Raw genomic sequence first — 20,217 nt, forward strand, 5'->3', positions numbered from 1 at the left:
TGGCGGTTTTTTTGTGCCTGCCTTGCTAGTTGCTAGTAGGGCAAGTGTGCTTTAGCGGGGCAAGCGGCCACGGAACGGATGCAGTTCCTTCAGCAATTCACGAAACAGCTTGGGGTTAGCCACAATCAGCTGCTTTGCGTTACTGGCTGATGGGTTGCCAGAGAAGTCCCCGGTCAGGGCGCCCGATTCCATGGCCAAGGCAACGCCCAGGTCTAGGTCGGCGCCTTCAGGACGAAAGGCAATCACTGCGTCAAGATGGCCGGCCGATACCCGTGCGATGTCCAGTACCACACATCCGGATGTACGGAAAATGCGTGAGTTGGTCGCCAGAACGGTGGCTATTTCGCCCCAAAGCTGAGGGTTGTCGTCTTTGCGGGCCTGATCCAGAACGTTAGTAGCCAGAGCCGCGCTGGTTAGCTGGCGCACTTCTGATACTCGCACCCGGCGGCTGTTCAGTGCGGCACCGTGGCCGCGGCTGGCCGCGTATTCTTCGCCAGTGATTGGGTTAACAATCAGTAGACTCTCTATTCGGTTGTTTTTTTTCTGGGCCAGTGCTAGAACAAATTCCGGAATACCTCGCAGAAAATTGTCGCGACCCAGAACCGGAAAGATGTGCCAGCTTTTGTCATAGGTGCCAGCATCCGCTGCGTTCAGGGGAGCAATGTTGTGGTCTTTATAAGCTTTTTCGAGCTGCTCTACGAAATTATCGTAAATGGCCTTTTCGACGCGATCCAGCTGACGCTCACGCTCGCTGTTGTCTTTGTCGCTGGGTTCCTGGCGCTCGAAATGTGCTTTCAGGTAGTCCGATCCCTGGCGCGCAACGCGCAGGGCCATTTTAATCGCTGGTTGCATCTGAGTAATCATTATCCGGGTGTATGAAGGCCGCGTATCATAGCAGTCGATGCGCGCTTTGTCTGTTTTTAGACTCCGCACAAGCACGGATAATAGCCATTTGACTCGCGGGTTGCCCGCCGGCTTTCGTGATTTATCTGTTATTATTGCCGCCTAATTTTGCTGACAGGCCGTTACCATGCACAAACCGTCGCGCCCGCTGGGCTCACCCGACACCTACAATGACCGAATTCGTATTGTTCTGGTGGAAACCTCCCACTCTGGCAACATTGGTGCGGTAGCGCGAGCCATGAAAAATATGGGGTTGGGAAATTTGTGGATGGTAAACCCGCGATCGTTCCCTGACGAAACTTCGTACGCTCGAGCCGCCGGAGCATCGGATGTTCTGGACACTGCAACCGTGGTGGGTAGCCTTGATGAAGCACTGGCAGATTGCGTGTTGGTGATGGGCACCAGCGCCCGCGGGCGCAAGGTACCCTGGCCAGTGATGCCGCCAGATCAGGCCGCAACTGCGGCAGCCAGTCATTGCGGCCAAGGCACAGTGGCGCTGGTGTTCGGCCGAGAGAATCATGGGCTGAGCAACGATGAACTGCAACGTTGCCACTATCATATTCATATTCCGTCCAATCCGGATTACAGCTCATTGAATCTGGCGATGGCGGTTCAAGTGATGTGTTATGAGCTGCGTATGAATTATCTGAAGGGCCTTGAAACAGATGCCAGGCGGCCCTACTTAGAACCGATTGCGCAGCCTGGTGACGCCGGGTGGGATGTTGCTCCTGCCAGCGTTGGCGATGTCGAAGGCTTTTTTGGCCATTTACAGCAAGTACTCGAAGAAATCGATTTTCATCGTCGGGACAAGCCACGCCAACTGATGGCGCGTCTGCGCAGGTTGTTCCAGCGGGCGAAATTGGACCAGATGGAAGTTAATATCCTAAGAGGTGTTTTGTCGGCTGTTCAAAAAACAGCAGGCGCCTCGGGTGTCGAGCAATCAACCTCCGATACCGGGCCGCAAGCGCCGGAGCAGGATCAAGGCAAAAGTCATGTTTAGACGTCTAAGAGAAGATATCAGCAGTGTGTTCCACCGCGACCCCGCTGCGCGTAATACTTTTGAAGTTCTGACCAACTATCCCGGCCTGCACGCACTTTTGCTGCATCGGGTGGCACACTGGTTATGGGGGGTGGGCTTGAAGTGGCTGGGTCGTACCCTTTCTACGCTTACGCGTTGGTTCACGGGTATTGAGATTCATCCCGGTGCCACCATTGGTCGGCGCTTTTTTATCGACCACGGTATGGGCGTGGTTATTGGTGAAACCACGATTATTGGTGACGATGTTACGCTGTATCAGGGCGTTACCTTGGGCGGCACCAGTTGGAACAAGGGCAAGCGCCATCCCACCATTGGTGACGGGGTGGTTGTAGGCGCCGGAGCCAAAATATTAGGGCCCTTTGAAGTAGGCGCTGGTGCCAAAGTGGGTTCCAACTCCGTGGTCACAAAAGCGGTGCCAGCTGGCGCAACCGTTGTTGGAATACCGGGCCGCGTGATTGAAAAAGATAAAGACGAGCGAAGCTCGCGGCGGCGGGAAATGGAAGAACGCATGGGCTTTGACGCTTATGGCGTTACCGAAGAAATGCCAGACCCACTGGCGCGGGCAATGCGTTCGCTGCTTGATCACATGCACGCGGTAGATGATCGCATGGAAATAATGTGCAAAGCCCTGCGCAAGGTAAGCGTTGATTATCCGAACGGAGACTTGCCGGTGTTGTCAGAGGATGATTTTGATTGCCTACGCGATGCAGACAGCGACGCCTCGCGCAAAAAAACCTTCGAAGACACAAAAGCGGTTGCAGCGGCGGCGGTCGAATCGAACGTCAAAGCCGATAGTATAGTCAGCGCACACGAGAGCGCTAAAAAGAGTGCCGAAGAGAGCGCCGAAGAGAGTGCCGAAGAGAGTGCCGAAGAGGGCACCAAAAAAAACGCAAGCGAGCCCACCAAGGATAGCGGCTGAATACTTGACTGAATTAGTAGGTCAATTCATACTCGTGTTTGCGAATCGAGGTCAATTCCCATCGCGGGGCGGAGTTTATGAAGTTGACTACAAAGGGTCGGTATGCGGTAACCGCTATGCTAGACCTTGCACTGCACGGTGATCATGGGCCGGTTACACTTGCGGAGATATCAACCCGCCAGGAAATCTCCCTGTCGTACCTGGAACAGTTATTTTCGCGGCTGCGGCGCAGGCACTTGGTGGCCAGTATTCGCGGCCCGGGTGGTGGTTATCGCTTGAGTCGCGGCGCCGATGCCATTTTTATATCAGAAGTGGTAGAAGCGGTCAGCGAGTCTCTTGATACCACACGCTGTGGCAACAAGGGCGATTGTCAGAGTGGCGAGAAATGCCTGACTCATCACCTTTGGTCTGACCTCAGCGAGCAGATTCATCAGTTTCTGGATAACATTAGCTTGAACGACCTGATGAAAAAACGTGAAATCCGCCAAGTAGCGGACCGCCAAAATCTGCGTCAGAGCGCTGCGGGTTTTGAAACGATCAACACCCGGCTGCTAAGCGAACAGGCGCCGGTTTAAGTCTGGTTTTAGCACCATGAAGAAACCCGTTTACCTCGATTATGCGGCCACTACGCCCGCAGATTTTGCCGTAGCCGCAGAAATGATGCGCTACCTGACACTGGATGGCGCCTTTGGTAACCCTGCCTCGCGTACCCATGGTTATGGCTGGCAGGCCGAAGCGGCGGTGGAAACTGCACGCCGCCAGGTGGCAACGTTGATTAACGCCGACCCCCGCGAGATCGTGTGGACATCTGGCGCGACCGAGTCTGACAATCTGGCGATTCAAGGCGCAGTGGCCGGACACGATGCTGCCCACATTATTACTTCCATGATCGAACACAAAGCCGTTCTGGATACCTGTAGCTGGCTGCAGGAGCAGGGCGTAAAGGTTACTTGGCTAAAGCCTGATGCCTGTGGCCGCATTCACGTCGGACAAGTGGTTGAGGCGCTGACGCCACAGACCGTGCTTGTGAGCCTGATGTTGGTGAACAACGAATTGGGCGTTATTAGTGACATTGCTGCCATCGGCGCCCAACTGCGCGGCCGCGGCGTGCTTTTTCATGTTGATGCAGCCCAGGCCCCCGGGAAAATACCGGTGGATGTAAAGGCCTTGAACGCCGACTTGCTGTCACTGTCGGCGCATAAGGTTTATGGCCCCAAAGGGATAGGCGCGCTTTACGTGCGACGCTCTCCGGACGTGCGTATTCAAGCGCAGATTCACGGTGGCGGTCATGAGCGCGGCATGCGCTCTGGCACCCTGCCGACGCATCAGATTGTGGGTATGGGTAAAGCGTTTGAGTTGGCAGCAGACAGCCTTTCTGCCGACAGTGCCAGGCTGGAACAGCTGCGTGGACGTTTTCTTGGGGCGCTGGCAGAGCTTGCAGGGGTTTCTCTAAACGGGAGTCTCGATACCGGTTTCAACGGCCGTGAAACCAATGATGACACCAAACTGCGAGTGCCCGGCATTATCAATTTGTCGTTCTCGGGCGTTGACGCAGAAACCCTGATGCTGGGCCTGCGTGAATTGGCAGTGTCTTCCGGTTCAGCCTGTTCATCGGCGACACTCGATCCGTCTTATGTCTTGCGGGGGATCGGGCTAGACGACAAGCAGGCTCATCGTGCGCTGCGGTTTTCATTTGGCCGTTACACCAGCGGCGAAGAAGTCGACTTTGCGGCGGCACAAATTATTGATGTTGTTGGCCGGCTGCGGTCTGCGCGGTAGGCACCGGCCCCGGGACTGCGTATAATCGCAGGCTCGTTTTTTTATCTAACCTCTAATGGAGAATCACCATGGCAAATGAACGCACGCTGTCGATCATCAAGCCTGATGCCGTTGCAAAAAATGTAATCGGCAAAATCATCAGCCGTTTTGAAAAAGCGGAACTGCATGTTGTTGCAGCAAAAATGATGCACCTGAGCCAGGACCAGGCTGAAGGCTTTTATGCCGAGCACAAAGAGCGTCCGTTCTTTAACGATCTAGTTGCATTTATGACGTCTGGTCCAGTGGTTGTTCAGGCTTTGGAAGGTGAAGGCGCCATTTTGACAAACCGTGATCTGATGGGTGCTACTAATCCGAAAGAAGCGGAAGCTGGCACCATTCGCGCCGACTTTGCATCGTCTATTGATGCTAACGCGGTCCATGGCTCGGACTCGGCGGCTTCCGCAGAGCGCGAAATTGCTTATTTTTTCAATGATAACGAGATCTGCCCGCGCGGCTGATTTTGTTCACCGGGGGCAGCGTTGCTGCACCCGGAATGGTTATTTGATTGAGGTTATATAATGACAGCACCCGCTGAAAAAACAAATCTTCTGGGAATGCCCAAAGCCAAGCTTGAGGCTTATTTTGAGTCCCTGGGGGAAAAACGTTTTCGCGCTACTCAGGTGCTGCAGTGGATTCACCAGCGTGGTGTGGGTGACTTCGATGAAATGACCAATATGAGCAAGCCCCTGCGGGACAAGCTCAAGCTGATTGCCGAAGTACGTGGCCCGGAGGTGGTCTACGACGAATTGGCCAAAGACGGCACCCGTAAATGGGTGATGCGCATGGACAACGGCAACAACATAGAAACCGTGCTGATACCTGACGGTGAACGTGGCACCCTGTGCGTGTCATCACAGATTGGTTGCAGTCTGGATTGCAGTTTTTGTTCAACGGGTAAGAGAGGCTTTAACCGTAACCTGACCTCTGCCGAGATTATTGGGCAGGTGTGGGCTGCGCGTAAAACGTTCATGCCATATGCTCCGGGCCCAGATCGTCCGATTACCAACGTGGTAATGATGGGTATGGGCGAGCCTTTGTTGAACTTCGACAACGTCGTAGACGCCATGAATCTGATGATGGAAGACTTGGCCTACGGCATTTCCAAACGCCGGGTAACATTAAGCACGTCGGGTGTGGTTCCAGCGATCGACAAACTGGGTGAGGTTACCGATGTTTCATTGGCTATTTCTTTGCACGCCGCAAATGATGAACTCCGTAACCAGTTAGTTCCTATAAATAAAAAGTATCCAATAGCAGAGTTGCTGGCCGCTACCCGCCGCTACTTAAGCCGTCTGCCAGACAAGCGTAAGGCTACGATTGAATACACTTTGATGGCTGGTGTGAACGATCATGTCGATCAAGCGCGAGAACTGGCTGAGGTTCTGCGTGGCTTGCCATGTAAGATCAATTTGATACCATTCAATCCGTTCCCGGAAAGTGGCTATGAACGCCCGAGCATGAATGCCACCCGACGGTTCCAGACGGTGTTGAACGAGGCAGGGTACATTGCGACCGTACGTATGCCCCGTGGCGATGACATAGACGCTGCTTGTGGGCAACTGGTGGGTAAGGTAGAAGACCGAACTCGCCGCAGCGCTCGCTATATTGCGGTGCAGCAGGTTTCAGCGTAAATACCCGGCTGTGGATGCGGCGGGCTTTCTCCAGTAGCAGCTTCAGGATGAGTTCACAGCGATGGTAAATCAGTTTGTCAGTGCCCGTTTTATGATGTTGCTGATGCTGGTGGCAGCGATGTTATCGGGCTGTGTGACGACCACAGACAGCCGCTTTGCCCGCGAAGCAGATCGCCAAAAAGCGTTGGCAGATTACGTTCAGTTAGCATCAGCGTACATCGGTCAAGGAAATTTTGAGCGAGCCCGTCATCATTTGGAACGGGCTCTGGAAATTGATTCGAAGAATTCGCCGGCGTTAGCCGCAAAAGGCCTTGTTTTTGCCAGCGAGGGTGAACCCGAACTGGCTGAAAGCAATTTCAGGCGCTCGATCTCTGCCGATTCAAAAAATACCCGCGCCAACGTTTATTATGGCGCGTTTTTGTATGGCCAAGGCAGAATGGAAGAGGCCCGTGATCAGTTTGCCAAGGCCTCTGGCGACACCGGTTATCAGGATCGAGGCTCCGTTTTTTTTAACCTGGGAATGACTCAGGAGCAGTTGGGTGATTTGTCATCTGCGGTTAGCAGCTATCGCCGTGCGACCGAGTTGACACGCAGCGATCCCAAAACGTTGCTGGCGTTGTCCCGAGTGCTGCTAGAAACCGGTGATGTGAAATCAGCCGACTTCTATTACAGTCGGCTGCTAACTATAATGCAGCGCAGCGATCGCTTGCAGCACTCATCTGAAAGCCTGTTGGTGGGAGTTCGCATTGCCCGCCTACTGGACAAACGCGACCAAGAGGCCAGTTTGGCGTTAATGTTGCGGAACAATTTCCCCGAATCAGCAGAACTCCGGCAATACAAGGTACTGATGTCTAATGGTCAATGAAGAGAATCAAGCTGCTCCTGGCAATCGGCCGGTGGGCCCGCAGTTAAAAAAAGCCCGCGAGGCAAAAGGGCTGAGTGTGGTTGAAGTGGCCGAAGCCCAGTATCTTCGCCCGGCCATTATCCAGGCCATCGAAAATGGCAAATATGAGCTGATTGATACAGAGCTCTTTCTGAAAGGCTACATACGTGCCTATGCTCGCCAAATAGGCTTGGATGGTAACGCCCTGATTGCCGACCTTGACCGAGAGCTGGAGCCAATGCGCGAGGAGCAGGCACAGGCCAAAGCTGCAAATCCGTTGATTGATATAGAACGCCGGCGGTGCAAAAAACGCCGTGTAGCCAAAACCGCATTTTGGCTGGTCGCGCTGGCAGTATTGGGCTTTTTGATATTTGCGTTTATTTACAGTCCTTCGCAGTTGGCGAATTTGCCGGGTGCCGGCGCATTCACCGGTGACACAGCACAACAGAATGTTTTAGAAAGTGGTTTAAACGGTGCCGTAAGTAGCATCGATGATGACTCAACAACACAATCTACGCCAGATGATTTTCTGCCAAACGAAACGAATGATGGCGATGTGTCGGCTTCGCCCGCGAACGCAGAGGGTGCGCTAGAACCGCTTATAGGGGCAGGCACAGGAACTTTTTCTGACGGCGAGGCTCCAGCTGACGGCTTGGGGTCTTCGCCAGCGCAAACAGTAGGAAATTTGGCTGCTATCGTCGACAATGATATTTTGACGTTAGATGCAGAAGAGGCACCCCAAGTTGCCGATAACCGGGGCCGGTTGGAAATTGAATTTATTGATGATTGCTGGGTTCAGATTCGAGATTCTTACGGCAGAAGCCTGGCCAGCGGTCTGAAACGCCAGAGCGACCGCATTGATTTGCGCAGCGAAACTGACATTCGCCTGGTGATTGGTGCCGCTAATGCGATAGGGATCATGCGCTTTGAAGGCGCCTCGGTCGATCTTGGCAGTAAAGGTATTATTGGTAATCGCGCCGAGTTTGTTTTGGCTTTGAATTAATAGCTCAACGTAAACGCCGATACTTTTGGTTTTCACAGATGGGTTCTCCCAAATGAAGCACGAATCTCCGATTAAAAGACGTAAATCCCGCCAGATTATGGTGGGCAACGTGCCAGTGGGTGGCGACGCACCGATTGCCGTCCAGAGTATGACCAACACTGAAACCTGCGACGTGGAAGCAACGCTGGGGCAGATACAGGCCCTTCAAGACGCCGGTGCCGATATTGTCCGCGTGTCTGTGCCGTCAATGGAAGCCGCAGAAGCGTTTGGCCGTATTCGTGCCCGCGCGGGTGTTCCGCTGGTTGCCGATATTCATTTCGATTACAAGATCGCGTTACGGGTGGCAGAACTGGGCGTTGACTGCATACGCATCAACCCGGGTAACATTGGTCGGGAAGACCGCATCAGTGCGGTCATCAGTGCCTGCCGCGACCGCAATATTCCAATTCGGATCGGCGTTAACGCAGGCTCGCTAAGTAAAGACCTGCAGCGTAAGTACGGCGAGCCTAATGCAGACGCACTGGTGGAATCTGCCATGCGCAATGTCGATATTCTTGACCGCCACGACTTCCAAAATTTTAAGGTCAGCCTCAAAGCGTCTGAAGTGTTTATGACGGTAGAAGCCTATCGCAAGATTGCCACGCAGATTGACCAGCCTTTGCACCTAGGCATCACCGAAGCCGGCGGTTTCCGTTCCGGTACTGTGAAGTCGTCTATCGGGCTTGGTCTATTGTTGATGGATGGTATTGGCGACACTATCCGTGTATCGCTAGCAGCAGATCCTGTGCAGGAAATTAAGGTTGGCTACGACATACTCAAAAGTTTGCGCTTGCGCTCCCGCGGCATTAACTTTATTGCCTGCCCCAGTTGTTCGCGGCAGAATTTCGATGTTATCAAGACCATGAACGATCTGGAAGTGCGTTTGGAAGACGTGAAGGAGGCTCTGGATGTGGCCGTTATTGGTTGTATCGTGAACGGCCCAGGCGAAGCCAAAGAGGCCGATATTGGTTTGACCGGTGGCAGCCCGAAAAACCTGTTTTATATGAATGGTAAGCCTCATCAGAAATTGGACAACGCAAATTTAACCGACGATCTTGAGCGTCTGATTCGCAAAGAAATCGCTCGCCGTCAAGAAGCCGAAAAAGCTATTTTTGCCCGTTCCTCTGAATGATAGGCAACGAAGACCGTTACAGCGATCGACAACACGTATCGATGACAACAGCCACAACAGGTAGACAATGCATTGGCGCAGCGCCATTGCACAAACCACAGAGACGTTTAAGGGTTCAACTTGGCTAAGATTCAGGCAATTCGCGGGATGAACGATATCCTGCCCGAACAGACTCCAGTCTGGCAATATGTCGAAGCAACGGTGCGCAAGGTGTTGGGGCAATACGGGTACCAGGAAATCCGTATGCCGATTGTGGAACAGACCGACCTGTTCAAGCGCTCTATCGGTGAAGTGACCGACATTGTTGAAAAAGAAATGTACACCTTTGACGACCGTAACGGCGACAGCCTGACTCTGCGGCCTGAAGGTACTGCTGGTTGCGTGCGTGCGGCCGAACAGCACGGCCTGCTGTTCAACCAAACTCGGCGGATGTGGTACACCGGCCAGATGTTTCGTTACGAGCGCCCGCAGAAAGGGCGTTACCGCCAGTTTCACCAGGTAGGTGTTGAATGTTTCGGTATGGCTGGGCCAGACATAGACGCAGAACTTCTTATTCTGACAGCGCGCTTATGGAAAACGTTTGGTTTGGCTGACCATGCGCGTCTCGAAATCAACTCGATTGGCACCGCTGAAGCTCGCCGAAACTATCGTGAGGCGTTGGTTGCCTACCTGCAGCAATTCAAAGCCGAGCTCGATGAAGACAGTCAGCGCCGGCTTGAAAGCAACCCTTTACGGATTCTGGACAGCAAAAGCGTGGCTACCCGTAAGGTTCTGGAGCAGGCACCAAAACTAGACGCCTGGCTTGACGACGAATCTCGCGACCATTTTGAACGCTTGAAGCAGTTGTTGGATGCCGCCGGGATCGAGTACACGGTGAATCCGGCGCTGGTTCGCGGCCTGGACTACTACGGTAAGACAGTATTTGAGTGGATCACAGAGAGCCTGGGCGCCCAAGGCACAATTTGCGCCGGTGGCCGCTATGATGGGCTGGTAGAGCAGTTGGGCGGCAAACCCACGGTCGCCGTTGGTTTTGCCATGGGCGTGGAGCGTCTTATCCTACTGTTAGAAACCCTTAATTTGATACCCGAGTCGGTCAACAATCAGGCCGATGTGTACGTTACCGCCATGGGCGATCAGGCGGTTTCGCCAGCGCTGCTTCTTGCTGAAGAACTGCGGGACCAGCTGCCGGGCTACATCATTATTAGCCATTGCGGTGCGGGCAGCTTTAAAAGCCAAATGAAAAAAGCCGATCGAAGCGGCGCCCGTTATGCACTCATTCTTGGTGATAACGAGCTTCAGAATCAGAGTGTCGGCCTTAAATCTTTGCGTACAGACGACCCCCAGCAAGAATTCCCTCGGCAGCAGATTGCCGAGGCTCTGGCGCAGGCGTTGTCGCACTAATTCTTTAAAAGCGCCGTTTCTAATTTATAACAGGAGTTATCATGGCCGAATTGCGTACAGATGAAGAACAGGTTGAAGCGATCAAGCAGTGGTGGAAAAACAACGGTAGTTCGCTGATGATTGGTATTGGTGCGGCCCTGGCGATTGTGTTCGGCTGGCAGGCGTGGCAAAACCAGCAGGCCGAGCAGCGTACCGAGGCCGCCAGCCAGTTTGTCACTCTGATGAACGCCTTTGGCACCGAAGATGAAACCAGCGCCGACACCATCGCTTTCGTGGCTAAGACGCTGCGTGATGATCATGCCGACAGCGCTTACGCGGTTTACGCCAATTTAATGCTGGCTCGGGTTCAGCTCATGCAGAACAATGACGCCGAAGGCGCTGTTGAATCCTTGCAGTGGGCACTGGATAAAGCGGTGGAGACTCAGCCTCTGGCATTGGTTGTGCGCAGCCGGCTGGCGCAAGCTCAAATGGCTCTCGAAGATTATGATTCTGCGTTGGCCACCATTGACGGTGCCAAAGACAGTGACGCTTTTGGTGCCAGGTTTGCCGAATTGCGCGGCGATATTTTGCTCGCGAAAGGCGATCAGGCAGGGGCACGTGATGCCTACCTGGCGGCCCGCGAACAGGGCGAAGAAAATCGCAATGGCGTTCTGCAACTCAAACTGGCGGATCTGGGTGTCGGGGGTGATGCGTGACGGTAAGCGCATGTTTCCGGCAACTGCGCGCCAATGCTGTAGTGCTTATGACAGCCACTCTTATGATTGGTTGCAGCGCCAACGATACGTTTGAACAGCCCGCCCAATTGCCTGATGTTGATCAGCAGGTTTCATTTGAGCGGGTTTGGAACGTTACGGTGGGTGACGGCCATGACGACGAATTTTTGTACCTGGCACCGCTGAACGCCGGCGACGTTGTGTACGCCGCATCGGCTGACGGAGAGTTGCTCGCCCTAAACGCAGAAACCGGCAAACAGATTTGGGAAAATTCGGTGAAAGACCGGATTTTTGCCGGTGTTGGCGGCGATGCCAGTCAATTGTATCTGGTGAGCCGTGATGCCGATTTGCTGGCGCTGTCGCGGGAAGACGGCAGCGAGCTTTGGCGCGCGTCACTACCGACTGAAGTTCTGTCGGCACCGCAGTCTAATGGCAGTCTGGTGGTTGTGCAAACCACCGACGGCCGCGTGCTGGCATTCAATGCCTCTGACGGTGAAAAACGTTGGCAATATGACAGTGTTGTGCCGGCCTTGTCGGTTCGTGCCGCAGCAGCGCCGCTGGTAGGTGCTGACGTTATAATAAGCGGCTTTGCCAACGGCAAACTGTTGGCTCTGTCTACAGAATCTGGCCAGCCGCTGTGGCAGTACGAGGTAGGTGCGCCCCAGGGCCGTACCGAGCTTGAGCGCTTGGTCGATATCACCAGCCAGCCTCTGGTGCTGGAAAACACGATTCTGGCGGTGGGCTATCAGGGCAAGCTGGCACTGATTGATTTGCGCACCGGCAATGACATCTGGAGTAAGGCAGCCTCTAGCCTGTATTCGCCAATGGTCAGTAATGGCAACATTTTTCTGGCGTCTGCTAACGGCGACCTGGTTGCTATGCGTGGGTCCGATCGCCGTGGCCTGTGGACCCAAGATAAACTGGCCTGGCGCCAGCTGACCCAGCCAGTGCCCTTCGACGATTACCTGGTGGTGGGTGACTTTGATGGTTACCTGCACGTGGTGTCCCAGGAAAGTGGTGAGCTAGTAGGGCAGATGAAATTTGATGGTGACGGTATCCGCGTACCGGCCCAGCGCCTGAGTAATGGTAATCTGCTGATCTTCGGCAACGGCGGCAAACTCGCCGCTTACAGGTTGCAATCGAAAAACTGACGTGACACGCGGCCCGGCTTTTAAACCGGGCCGACTTCTTTTGTGAGTAGCGAATGACATTTTTTTTGAGTAGTGAAACACTATGAACCTAGTAATTGCCCTAGTGGGCCGCCCCAACGTGGGCAAGTCCACACTGTTTAACCAGATGACCCGTTCGCGGGATGCACTGGTCGCCGATTTTCCGGGACTGACCCGCGACCGTAAATACGGTGAAGGCAATTACGAAAATCAGCGCTTTATTGTTATTGATACCGGTGGCTTGATGGGCGACGAGCTCGGACTTGACGCCGCAATGGCCAAGCAGTCTTTGCAGGCGGTTGAAGAAGCCGACATTGTTCTGTTTATTGTGGATGGTCGCGCTGGTGTAATGCCGGGTGATCAGGTACTTGCTGATCAGCTGCGCCGATCGGGTACGCAGGCTCACCTGGTGATTAACAAAACCGATGGCCAGGATCCAAACCTGGTAGCATCCGATTTTTATGCACTGGGTTTTCAATCCCAATTTCGCATTGCCGCATCTCACAATCGCGGCGTTCGATCTATGTTGGAAATTTTGTTGCCGACGCCGGAGGAAGATGCAGATATAGACGGAGCGCATAATCACCCCGGCATTCGCATCGGTATCGTGGGCCGCCCCAACGTGGGCAAATCGACACTTGTAAACCGTATGCTCGGTGAAGAGCGCGTTGTAGTTTATGATTTGCCAGGTACCACCCGCGACAGCATTTATATTCCCTACGAGCGCTTGGGGCAGGAATATACCCTGATTGATACGGCTGGGGTGCGGCGGCGCAAAAATGTGCGAGAGGTGGTAGAGAAGTTCTCGATCATCAAAACCTTGCAGGCCATAGACGACGCCCACGTTGTGATTTTGGTGATTGACGCCCGCGAGGGGTTGGTCGACCAAGACATGCATCTTATGGGCTTCGTGCTGAGTGCCGGCCGTTCGTTGGTGATTGCTATCAATAAATGGGATGGCATGAACGGCGAAGACCGTGACAAAGTAAAGGAACAGATTCGCCGGCGTTTGGATTTTTTGGACTACGCCGACAAGCATTACATTTCGGCGTTGCACGGTTCCGGAGTGGGTGTGATGTACCAGTCGGTCAACGCCTGCTACGAATCGGCTATGGCAAAATGGCCTACCAATCGTCTGACTACGATTTTGGAAGATGCGATTGCCCAGCACCAGCCACCCATGGTTCATGGCCGTCGTATTAAGCTGCGCTACGCTCACCAGGGTGGCTCCAATCCGCCGACGGTTGTAGTACACGGCAATCAGACAGACTCTTTGCCCGGTGCTTACAAACGCTACCTGGAGAATAGCTTCCGCAAGGTGTTAGCGGTAACCGGCACCCCAATCCGTTTCGAATTTCGCTCCAGTGAAAACCCGTTTGCCCATAAAGTGGACCGGATGACGCCGCGGCAAAAAGTTAAAAAAGACAACGATGAAAAGAAGGGCGGGGGTAAGCCCAAAAAAGCGCGTCAGAAGAGTTTGAAGCGATGAGCGCTAGAATAGTATAAAGCGCTAGCAAAAAAACCGGCCCGTTATGAACAATAACAGGCCGGTTTTTTTATGGGCGTTGACCCGGCGAGGTCAGGTTTTGCTGGCGTCTTCCACCTGCTTGGCCTGAACAGCGGTTATGGCGATGGTGAATACGATGTCCTCCACCAGTGCGCCCCGCGATAGGTCATTCACCGGTTTATTTAGGCCCTGCAGCATAGGACCAATGCTGACCACGTTGGCGCTTCGCTGCACTGCTTTGTACGTCGTGTTGCCAGTATTCAGGTCAGGGAACACAAACACGGTTGCGCGGCCGGCTACCTGGCTATTGGGTGCTTTGCTAAGGCCCACGCTTGCAATGGCGGCGGCGTCGTACTGCAGAGGGCCGTCAATCAGCAGGTCCGGGCGCCTTTCGCGCGCCAGCCGGGTAGCTTCGCGTACCTTATCGACATCCCGACCGCTGCCAGACTCGCCGGTGCTGTAACTGATCATCGCCACGCGCGGCTCAATGCCGAATGCTTCGGCTGATTGGGCGCTCTGGATGGCAATGTCTGCCAGCTGCTCCGGGTTGGGGTCCGGATTTATGGCGCAGTCTCCGTAAACCACAACCTGCTGCGGTAACAGCATGAAAAATACCGACGACACCACTTTGGCGTTGTTGTGAGTCTTGATTAGCTGTAGGGCAGGGCGCACGGTGTTGGCGGTGGTGTGGATAGCACCGGACACCAGACCGTCGGCTTCGTCTAACGCGACCATCATGGTACCTAAAACCACATTGTCTTCGAGCATGCTTTCCGCCATTTCGGCTGAAGTACCTTTGTGTTTTCGCAATTCCACCATAGGCGCCACGTAGCGCTTGCGCACCTCAGACGGCTCGATAATTTCCAGATCGGGTGGTAACTCCATGCCCAGAGAAGCCGCTACGGCGCGTATCTCGGCGGCACTGCCGATCAGCGCGCAGCGCGCAAGCTGGCGCTGATGGCAGATGATCGCTGCCTGCACTGTGCGCGGCTCGTGGCCTTCCGGTAAAACAATGCGCTTGTTGGCGGCACGGGCGCGCTCAGAAAGCTGGTGGCGAAACGCCGGTGGCGACATACGGGTCTGGCGCGGCACCTTAAGGTGTTCCTGTAGCCAGTCGGTATCAATACGAGGCGCGATCAGGTTCATGGCAGTGTCAATCCGCTCCGGGTCGTCGATAGGGATAGACCTCGACAGGCCGGCCAGCATGTGAGCAGTTTCGTAGGTGTTGGTGGTGGTGCTAAGAACCGGCATGCCGGTTTCCATGGCCCGGCGACACAATTCGATAACCCTTTGGTCTGGTAATAGACCGCCAGTGAGCAGAATCCCGGCCATGGGCACGCCATTCAGGGCCGCTACGGCGGCGGCCACAACGATATCTTCGCGGTCTCCGGGAGTCACCAAAAGGGTGCCAGACTTGAGGATTTCGGTCATATTGCTGATGGTGCGTGCGCAAACAGAAACACGGTGCACCCTGCGGGTCTGCATCTGGCCCTCGTGCAGCACGTCTACCTTCAGTTCGCGCGCTATGTCTGAAACCCTTGGCGCCAACAGGCTTGGTTCCCAAGGTATTTCGGCTAACAACCGATACTGCCCGCTACTAAACACGTTGCATTTGTTGCGGTAATCTTCAGGCGGTATCGCGGTGAGGGTTGTCATACCGGGTATTTTTCGTTCTTTTGGCGCACCGATCTTGTTAAGAATGACGCCTAAAACGTCGGCTTCATTATGCCCCGAAAGCAGTCGTGCAGAAAAACCAAGTTGTTCGTCCAGCTCGATGGGGTTACAGCCTTTGGGTGACGTTAGCAAAATGATTTCAGAACCCAGGTTCCGCGCGACCTCGGCGTTCAGGCGGGTAATGTAGGTGCCATCCTGATCGGGTTCCAGGCCCTCTATAATCACCACGTCGACCGTGCACGCCACTTTCTGGTACTCGCCCACGACACGTTCAAGCAACAAGTCCGATTTGTTGTGATTGAGCGCGTGCTGGGCTTCTTTCAGGGTAATCGGTGTCGGCGGTCGAAGATGGCTGTGGGAGCGCACAAACTCGACGGAAGAGTCTTTGCCTTTATTGTGGGTTGCATCGGCTTGGTGCACCACCTGGCAAAACGGCTTATAAAAACCAACGCTGACACCTACCCGCTCCAGTGCCCTCAGCAGGCCCAGACACACAGACGTCAGGCCGGAATCTGAAGAGGTTGGTGCAATAAAAAGACTTTTTGCCATAGTTAAAATTCCGCCGCTAGCGTCGTACAAATCGGTTAGTTGAGTTCAGCCAGGCGTGCTGCTTCGCCAGCGATAACCCTTTCTTCGTCGGTAGCAATCACCAGTATTGGGAATCGCGACTCTTTACAGTCAATTCGGCCACCACGATTGAGGCCATTATCATCATTATTGTGCTGATCAATGGCGAAGCCAAGCAGCCCCAGCTGATTGACGGTCTGCTGGCGTACACGAGCGCTGTTTTGGCCAATGCCACCGGTGAACACCAAGGCGTCAAGCCGGTTCAGCGATACCATCATGGCTGCGACATATTTGGCCAGGCGGAAGCAGAACACATCGATGGCCAGTTGCGCTGACGGATCACCTTGGTCCGCCAGGTCGCTCAGGGTGCGCATGTCGTTGGTTTGCCCTGACAGCCCCAGAAGACCGCTGCTGTGGTTGAGTTCGTTGTGCAGTTGCTCGGCGCTCACGCCTTTGCTCTGCAAGTAATCAAACAGTCCGGGATCTACGTCCCCACTTCGGGTACCCATTACCAGACCCTCTAGAGGTGTCAGGCCCATGCTGGTATCAACGCTTTTGCCATCGCGTATGGCGGTAATGCTGCAGCCGTTGCCCAGATGCGCGGAAATAATGGAGGTCACAGCGGTGGATTGCTCCAGGCGGAGAGCTGCCTGTTGCAGCATGTAAGCGTGGCTTGTGCCGTGGAAGCCGTAGCGGCGAACGCCCCAGTCACGGTAGTAGTTCTGTGGCAGCGCGTAATGGAATGCGTGTTCCGGCAGGGTCTGGTGGAAAGCTGTATCAAACACCGCCACCTGTGGCACCAACGGAAACAGCTCGCGGGTTGCCATAATGCCTTCAACGTTAACCGGGTTGTGCAGTGGAGCTAGCAAATTACAGGCCTGTATAGCGGCCAGCACCTCGTCGTTGATCAGTACCGCTTCGCGAAAGGTTTCGCCACCATGAACAATCCGGTGGCCAATAGCCGCTGGTTGTTTCGGCATCAGGCCCTTTTTCTGCGCTGTATCCATCAGTACGGCCAGGGCTTCCTTGTGCGTGGTGTTGGGGGGCAGCTTGGTGGCGTCGCGTTGCTTTCCAATGCGAAAGCGGGCATTAGGAGTGTTCAGTCGTCCTGCCAGCATCGAGGCAATCTTTTGTCGATCTTTGTCAAAAAGCGCAATTTTTAGCGAGGAGCTACCGCAGTTCACCACTAATAATGTGTTTTCCATAATTCTGGATTTCCAGTTTTTCAGATTTTTTAATGGCTTGTGTACGAATCCAACCACTGACTGAATTCAATAGCGGGTAGTGGTCGACTGTAAAAGTAGCCTTGGGCGCAATCGCAACCTGCCTCTTGCAGAAATTGGACCTGTTCTTCCTCTTCAACGCCTTCTGCAATCAGTCTGAGCCCCATGCTGTGTGCCATATTGATGATTGCACTGACAAGAACTGCGTCATCCGGGTCTTTCAGAACGTCTTGTACAAACGATTTATCAATTTTGAGTGTGTCAAACGGGAATCTTTTCAAGAAACTGAGGGCGGAATAGCCGGTGCCAAAGTCGTCTACAGACAGGCGTACGCCGTGCTCGTCGAGCTCTTGTAAAATCTGGGCGGTTTCAATCGAGTTGTCCAGAATGAGGCGCTCGGTAATTTCCAGTTCCAGAAACTCGGCCGCCAGGCCGCTGGTAGACAATGCGTTCATCACAGAGGTAACAAAGCCTGCGGCGCGGAACTGTCGAGGTGAAACGTTCACCGAAATTCCAATATCGCGACCCAGTTGGTTTTTCCAAGTCACAGCATTTTGGCAGGCCTGCTGAATGACCCATTCACCAATAGCCGTTATAAGCCCGGTCTCTTCGGCCAACGGAATGAAGCGGTCAGGCATGACCTGGCCAATTTCCGGATTGTTCCAGCGCAGTAAGGCCTCTGCTGCCAGCAGGTTGCCGTTAGAGGTGTTTACAATGGGTTGGTAAAATAACTCGAATTCTTCTTGTTGCAGTGCGCGCCTTAGGCGGGATTCAAGCTGAAGGCGTTCGTGGGATATTTCGCTCATCTCTGGCGAAAAGTGCACGTAGTCGCTTTTGCCTTTTCGTTTGGCTTGGTACATAGCCGCATCGGCGTGCTGCATCAGCTCGCCGCTGTTGTCAGAATCTGCTGGGAACGCCGCAATACCGATGCTGGTGGTGACGTATACCTCGTGACTGTTTAACTGATAGGGCATTGAGAAAGTTTTGAGTATGCGTTCGGCTACTTGAGACGACACCTCGGCGCTTTGCAGCCCCGGCAGAATCACCAAAAATTCATCGCCGCCCAGGCGAGCGACTGTGCTGCTGCCCCGCAGGCAGCTAGAAATGCGCCTGGCGGCTTCGATCAGCAGGGTGTCACCGGCATCGTGGCCGAGGGTATCGTTAACATGCTTGAAGTTGTCGAGGTCAAGAAACATCACTCCAACTTCGGTGCTTTCGCGCCGGGCTTGCGCCAGCGCGAGCTTTAGGCGATCGAGTGCGAGCATGCGATTTGGCAGTCCGGTCAGGATATCGTAATTGGCCTGGCGCAGCAGTTGGCGCTCATAGCGTTTCCGAATACTGATGTCTTCACCCAGAATGAGAAATCCGGTGGTATCTGCTTTTGCATCCTTGATGGGCGTTACGATTAGCTGCTCCCAGAAGCGCTCGCCGTTGCGCCGGGCGCTGGTCACTTCGCCCTGCCAGACGCCCACTCGCTGCACCTGCAGGCGAATGGACTTCCACAGTTTTTCGGCCTCCCGATTATCCGAGTTATCGCTGCCCAGTGACCCCGGGTGTTTGCCGATGATGGAGAGGGGACTGTGACCTGTTAGTTGGCTGAATTTTTGATTAACAAATTCAATGTGCCATTGACGGTCGCAAATGATGACGGATGACGGGCTTTGCTCAATGGCCTGAGAAAATTTCTGGATTTCCAGAGCATCTTGCTCTTGGCGGGCGATGTCCTGATTCAGGCGCTCGCGCATTTGGTTAATCGCGTCAGTTACCTGGCCTAATTCGTCTTGACGTCGGCCGGGCGTATCAGGTCGATTCAGCGTTAGCGGGCGTTTCAGATTATGAATTGAAAATTCCCTGGCGTAATCCGCCATAGTGGTCAGATGTCGGGTAACAAAAAACCGGAAAATCCAGATAATAAGAATGGAAATAAACAGCGTTTGTAAAAATTGAGTGGCGAGAATAATGCCCACACGCCTTTTCATGTCTTGATTTACTCGCGCAAGGTCAGCGGTAATGGTAAGTCGCCCTAGCTTGAACTCGTCGCCCTCAACATGAACTAGCTCAAAGCTGTGAACAATGGTGGCGACGTCGCGGGGGATTTCACCAATCACTAATTCAGAACTGGGCTCAATCGCAAGCCGTAAGTGGACAATGTCCGGGAGGCTGAGAATGCCTTCCAGCTGAATTTGCAAAAGCTTCTGGTCCAGTGCCCACAGGCTTCGTGCCAGCCCTGAGCTGTCGCTGGATTCAACGGCCTGCATGCGTGCTGTGATTTGCGTAAGCTCTTTGCGGTAGTCTGAGTAAAGTTGAATGGCAGAAGAGATGAATGTAAATGCCAGGCTGAATATCAAGACCCAGGCCAGTAAACGCAAAGACAGCAGCGAGCGCTGACGAAGCAGGTTCAGGCGCCTAAAAAATGTTGTCATATCAGGGATAAGTTGCCCGCAAGTTGTCAGAATCTAGCGAAAGGTCTTAATGAACTATAGCAGCCAAAGTTTCGCGTTGTCTTGTATTGGTCGGGGTTAAAAGGAAGAAAAATAAAAGTTGGAATACATGCAACGGCTTATTTTTTTAAGCCACTATAGGGCTTGATGTAGAT

16 protein-coding genes and 1 pseudogene are annotated in these 20,217 nt (G+C 53.9%); 13 read left to right on the forward strand and 4 right to left on the reverse strand.

Annotation, left to right across the window (positions count from 1 at the left end):
• Nucleotides 1-51 precede the first annotated feature (51 nt).
• Complete coding sequence (locus tag ABA45_RS07985; protein ID WP_048388815.1) at nt 52-852, reverse strand: inositol monophosphatase family protein; 801 nt, start codon at nt 850-852, stop codon at nt 52-54.
• A gap of 178 nt (nt 853-1,030) precedes the next feature.
• Here ABA45_RS07985 and trmJ point away from each other — a divergent pair, with 178 nt between their 5' ends.
• From trmJ to der, 13 genes and pseudogenes are all read left to right on the forward strand, one after another.
• Nucleotides 1,031-1,903, forward strand: coding sequence for a tRNA (cytosine(32)/uridine(32)-2'-O)-methyltransferase TrmJ (trmJ, locus tag ABA45_RS07990; RefSeq protein WP_048385184.1), 873 nt, complete (start codon nt 1,031-1,033; stop codon nt 1,901-1,903).
• Nucleotides 1,896-2,654: pseudogene (gene cysE, locus ABA45_RS07995) on the forward strand (serine O-acetyltransferase); the annotation flags it as partial. The gene trmJ and the pseudogene cysE, both read left to right, overlap by 8 nt.
• A gap of 284 nt (nt 2,655-2,938) precedes the next feature.
• The gene (gene iscR, locus ABA45_RS08000; protein WP_048385188.1) at nt 2,939-3,436 is read left to right on the forward strand and encodes a Fe-S cluster assembly transcriptional regulator IscR; all 498 of its coding nucleotides are present in this window, start codon (nt 2,939-2,941) and stop codon (nt 3,434-3,436) included.
• A 16-nt stretch (nt 3,437-3,452) separates the two neighbouring features.
• Nucleotides 3,453-4,640: an aminotransferase class V-fold PLP-dependent enzyme gene (locus ABA45_RS08005; RefSeq protein ID WP_048385191.1), complete on the forward strand. Its 1,188-nt coding sequence runs from the start codon at nt 3,453-3,455 to the stop codon at nt 4,638-4,640.
• 68 nt (nt 4,641-4,708) lie between these two features.
• Nucleotides 4,709-5,137, forward strand: coding sequence for a nucleoside-diphosphate kinase (gene ndk / locus ABA45_RS08010; protein WP_014870969.1), 429 nt, complete (start codon nt 4,709-4,711; stop codon nt 5,135-5,137).
• Nucleotides 5,138-5,197: 60 nt separating this feature from the next.
• Nucleotides 5,198-6,310 (forward strand): 23S rRNA (adenine(2503)-C(2))-methyltransferase RlmN, encoded by a 1,113-nt coding sequence (gene rlmN / locus ABA45_RS08015; RefSeq protein ID WP_048385193.1) that lies wholly within the window; start codon nt 5,198-5,200, stop codon nt 6,308-6,310.
• A 61-nt stretch (nt 6,311-6,371) separates the two neighbouring features.
• Complete coding sequence (pilW, locus tag ABA45_RS08020) at nt 6,372-7,175, forward strand: type IV pilus biogenesis/stability protein PilW (RefSeq protein WP_048385195.1); 804 nt, start codon at nt 6,372-6,374, stop codon at nt 7,173-7,175.
• A complete protein-coding gene (locus ABA45_RS08025) occupies nt 7,165-8,196 on the forward strand; it encodes a RodZ domain-containing protein (protein ID WP_048385197.1) in 1,032 nt (343 codons plus the stop codon). The genes pilW and ABA45_RS08025 overlap by 11 nt, the downstream gene beginning before the upstream one ends.
• Before the next feature lie 52 nt (nt 8,197-8,248).
• Nucleotides 8,249-9,367, forward strand: coding sequence for a flavodoxin-dependent (E)-4-hydroxy-3-methylbut-2-enyl-diphosphate synthase (gene ispG / locus ABA45_RS08030; RefSeq protein ID WP_048385201.1), 1,119 nt, complete (start codon nt 8,249-8,251; stop codon nt 9,365-9,367).
• Nucleotides 9,368-9,487: 120 nt separating this feature from the next.
• Nucleotides 9,488-10,768 (forward strand): histidine--tRNA ligase, encoded by a 1,281-nt coding sequence (gene hisS / locus ABA45_RS08035; RefSeq protein WP_084708291.1) that lies wholly within the window; start codon nt 9,488-9,490, stop codon nt 10,766-10,768.
• Nucleotides 10,769-10,809: 41 nt separating this feature from the next.
• A complete protein-coding gene (locus tag ABA45_RS08040; RefSeq protein WP_048385204.1) occupies nt 10,810-11,463 on the forward strand; it encodes a YfgM family protein in 654 nt (217 codons plus the stop codon).
• Nucleotides 11,464-11,510: 47 nt separating this feature from the next.
• Nucleotides 11,511-12,632, forward strand: a complete 1,122-nt coding sequence (bamB, locus tag ABA45_RS08045) for an outer membrane protein assembly factor BamB (RefSeq protein ID WP_048388817.1) — start codon at nt 11,511-11,513, stop codon at nt 12,630-12,632.
• A gap of 82 nt (nt 12,633-12,714) precedes the next feature.
• Complete coding sequence (gene der / locus ABA45_RS08050; protein ID WP_048385208.1) at nt 12,715-14,139, forward strand: ribosome biogenesis GTPase Der; 1,425 nt, start codon at nt 12,715-12,717, stop codon at nt 14,137-14,139.
• 90 nt (nt 14,140-14,229) lie between these two features.
• On the opposite strand, the gene pta is transcribed toward der, so the two are convergent.
• Genes pta through ABA45_RS08065 form a run of 3 tightly spaced genes read right to left on the reverse strand, consistent with a single transcriptional unit; the run spans nt 14,230 to nt 20,044 of the window.
• Nucleotides 14,230-16,380: a phosphate acetyltransferase gene (gene pta / locus ABA45_RS08055; protein ID WP_048385210.1), complete on the reverse strand. Its 2,151-nt coding sequence runs from the start codon at nt 16,378-16,380 to the stop codon at nt 14,230-14,232.
• Nucleotides 16,381-16,415: 35 nt separating this feature from the next.
• Nucleotides 16,416-17,603 carry an acetate/propionate family kinase gene (locus ABA45_RS08060; protein ID WP_048385212.1) on the reverse strand — a complete coding sequence of 396 codons (1,188 nt, stop codon included), beginning with the start codon at nt 17,601-17,603 and terminating at the stop codon, nt 16,416-16,418.
• Between the two features lie 29 nt (nt 17,604-17,632).
• Nucleotides 17,633-20,044: a bifunctional diguanylate cyclase/phosphodiesterase gene (locus ABA45_RS08065; protein ID WP_048385214.1), complete on the reverse strand. Its 2,412-nt coding sequence runs from the start codon at nt 20,042-20,044 to the stop codon at nt 17,633-17,635.
• Nucleotides 20,045-20,217 lie beyond the last annotated feature (173 nt).

This window comes from Marinobacter psychrophilus (genome assembly GCF_001043175.1).
In the GTDB taxonomy this organism is placed as follows: Bacteria; Pseudomonadota; Gammaproteobacteria; order Pseudomonadales; family Oleiphilaceae; genus Marinobacter; species Marinobacter psychrophilus.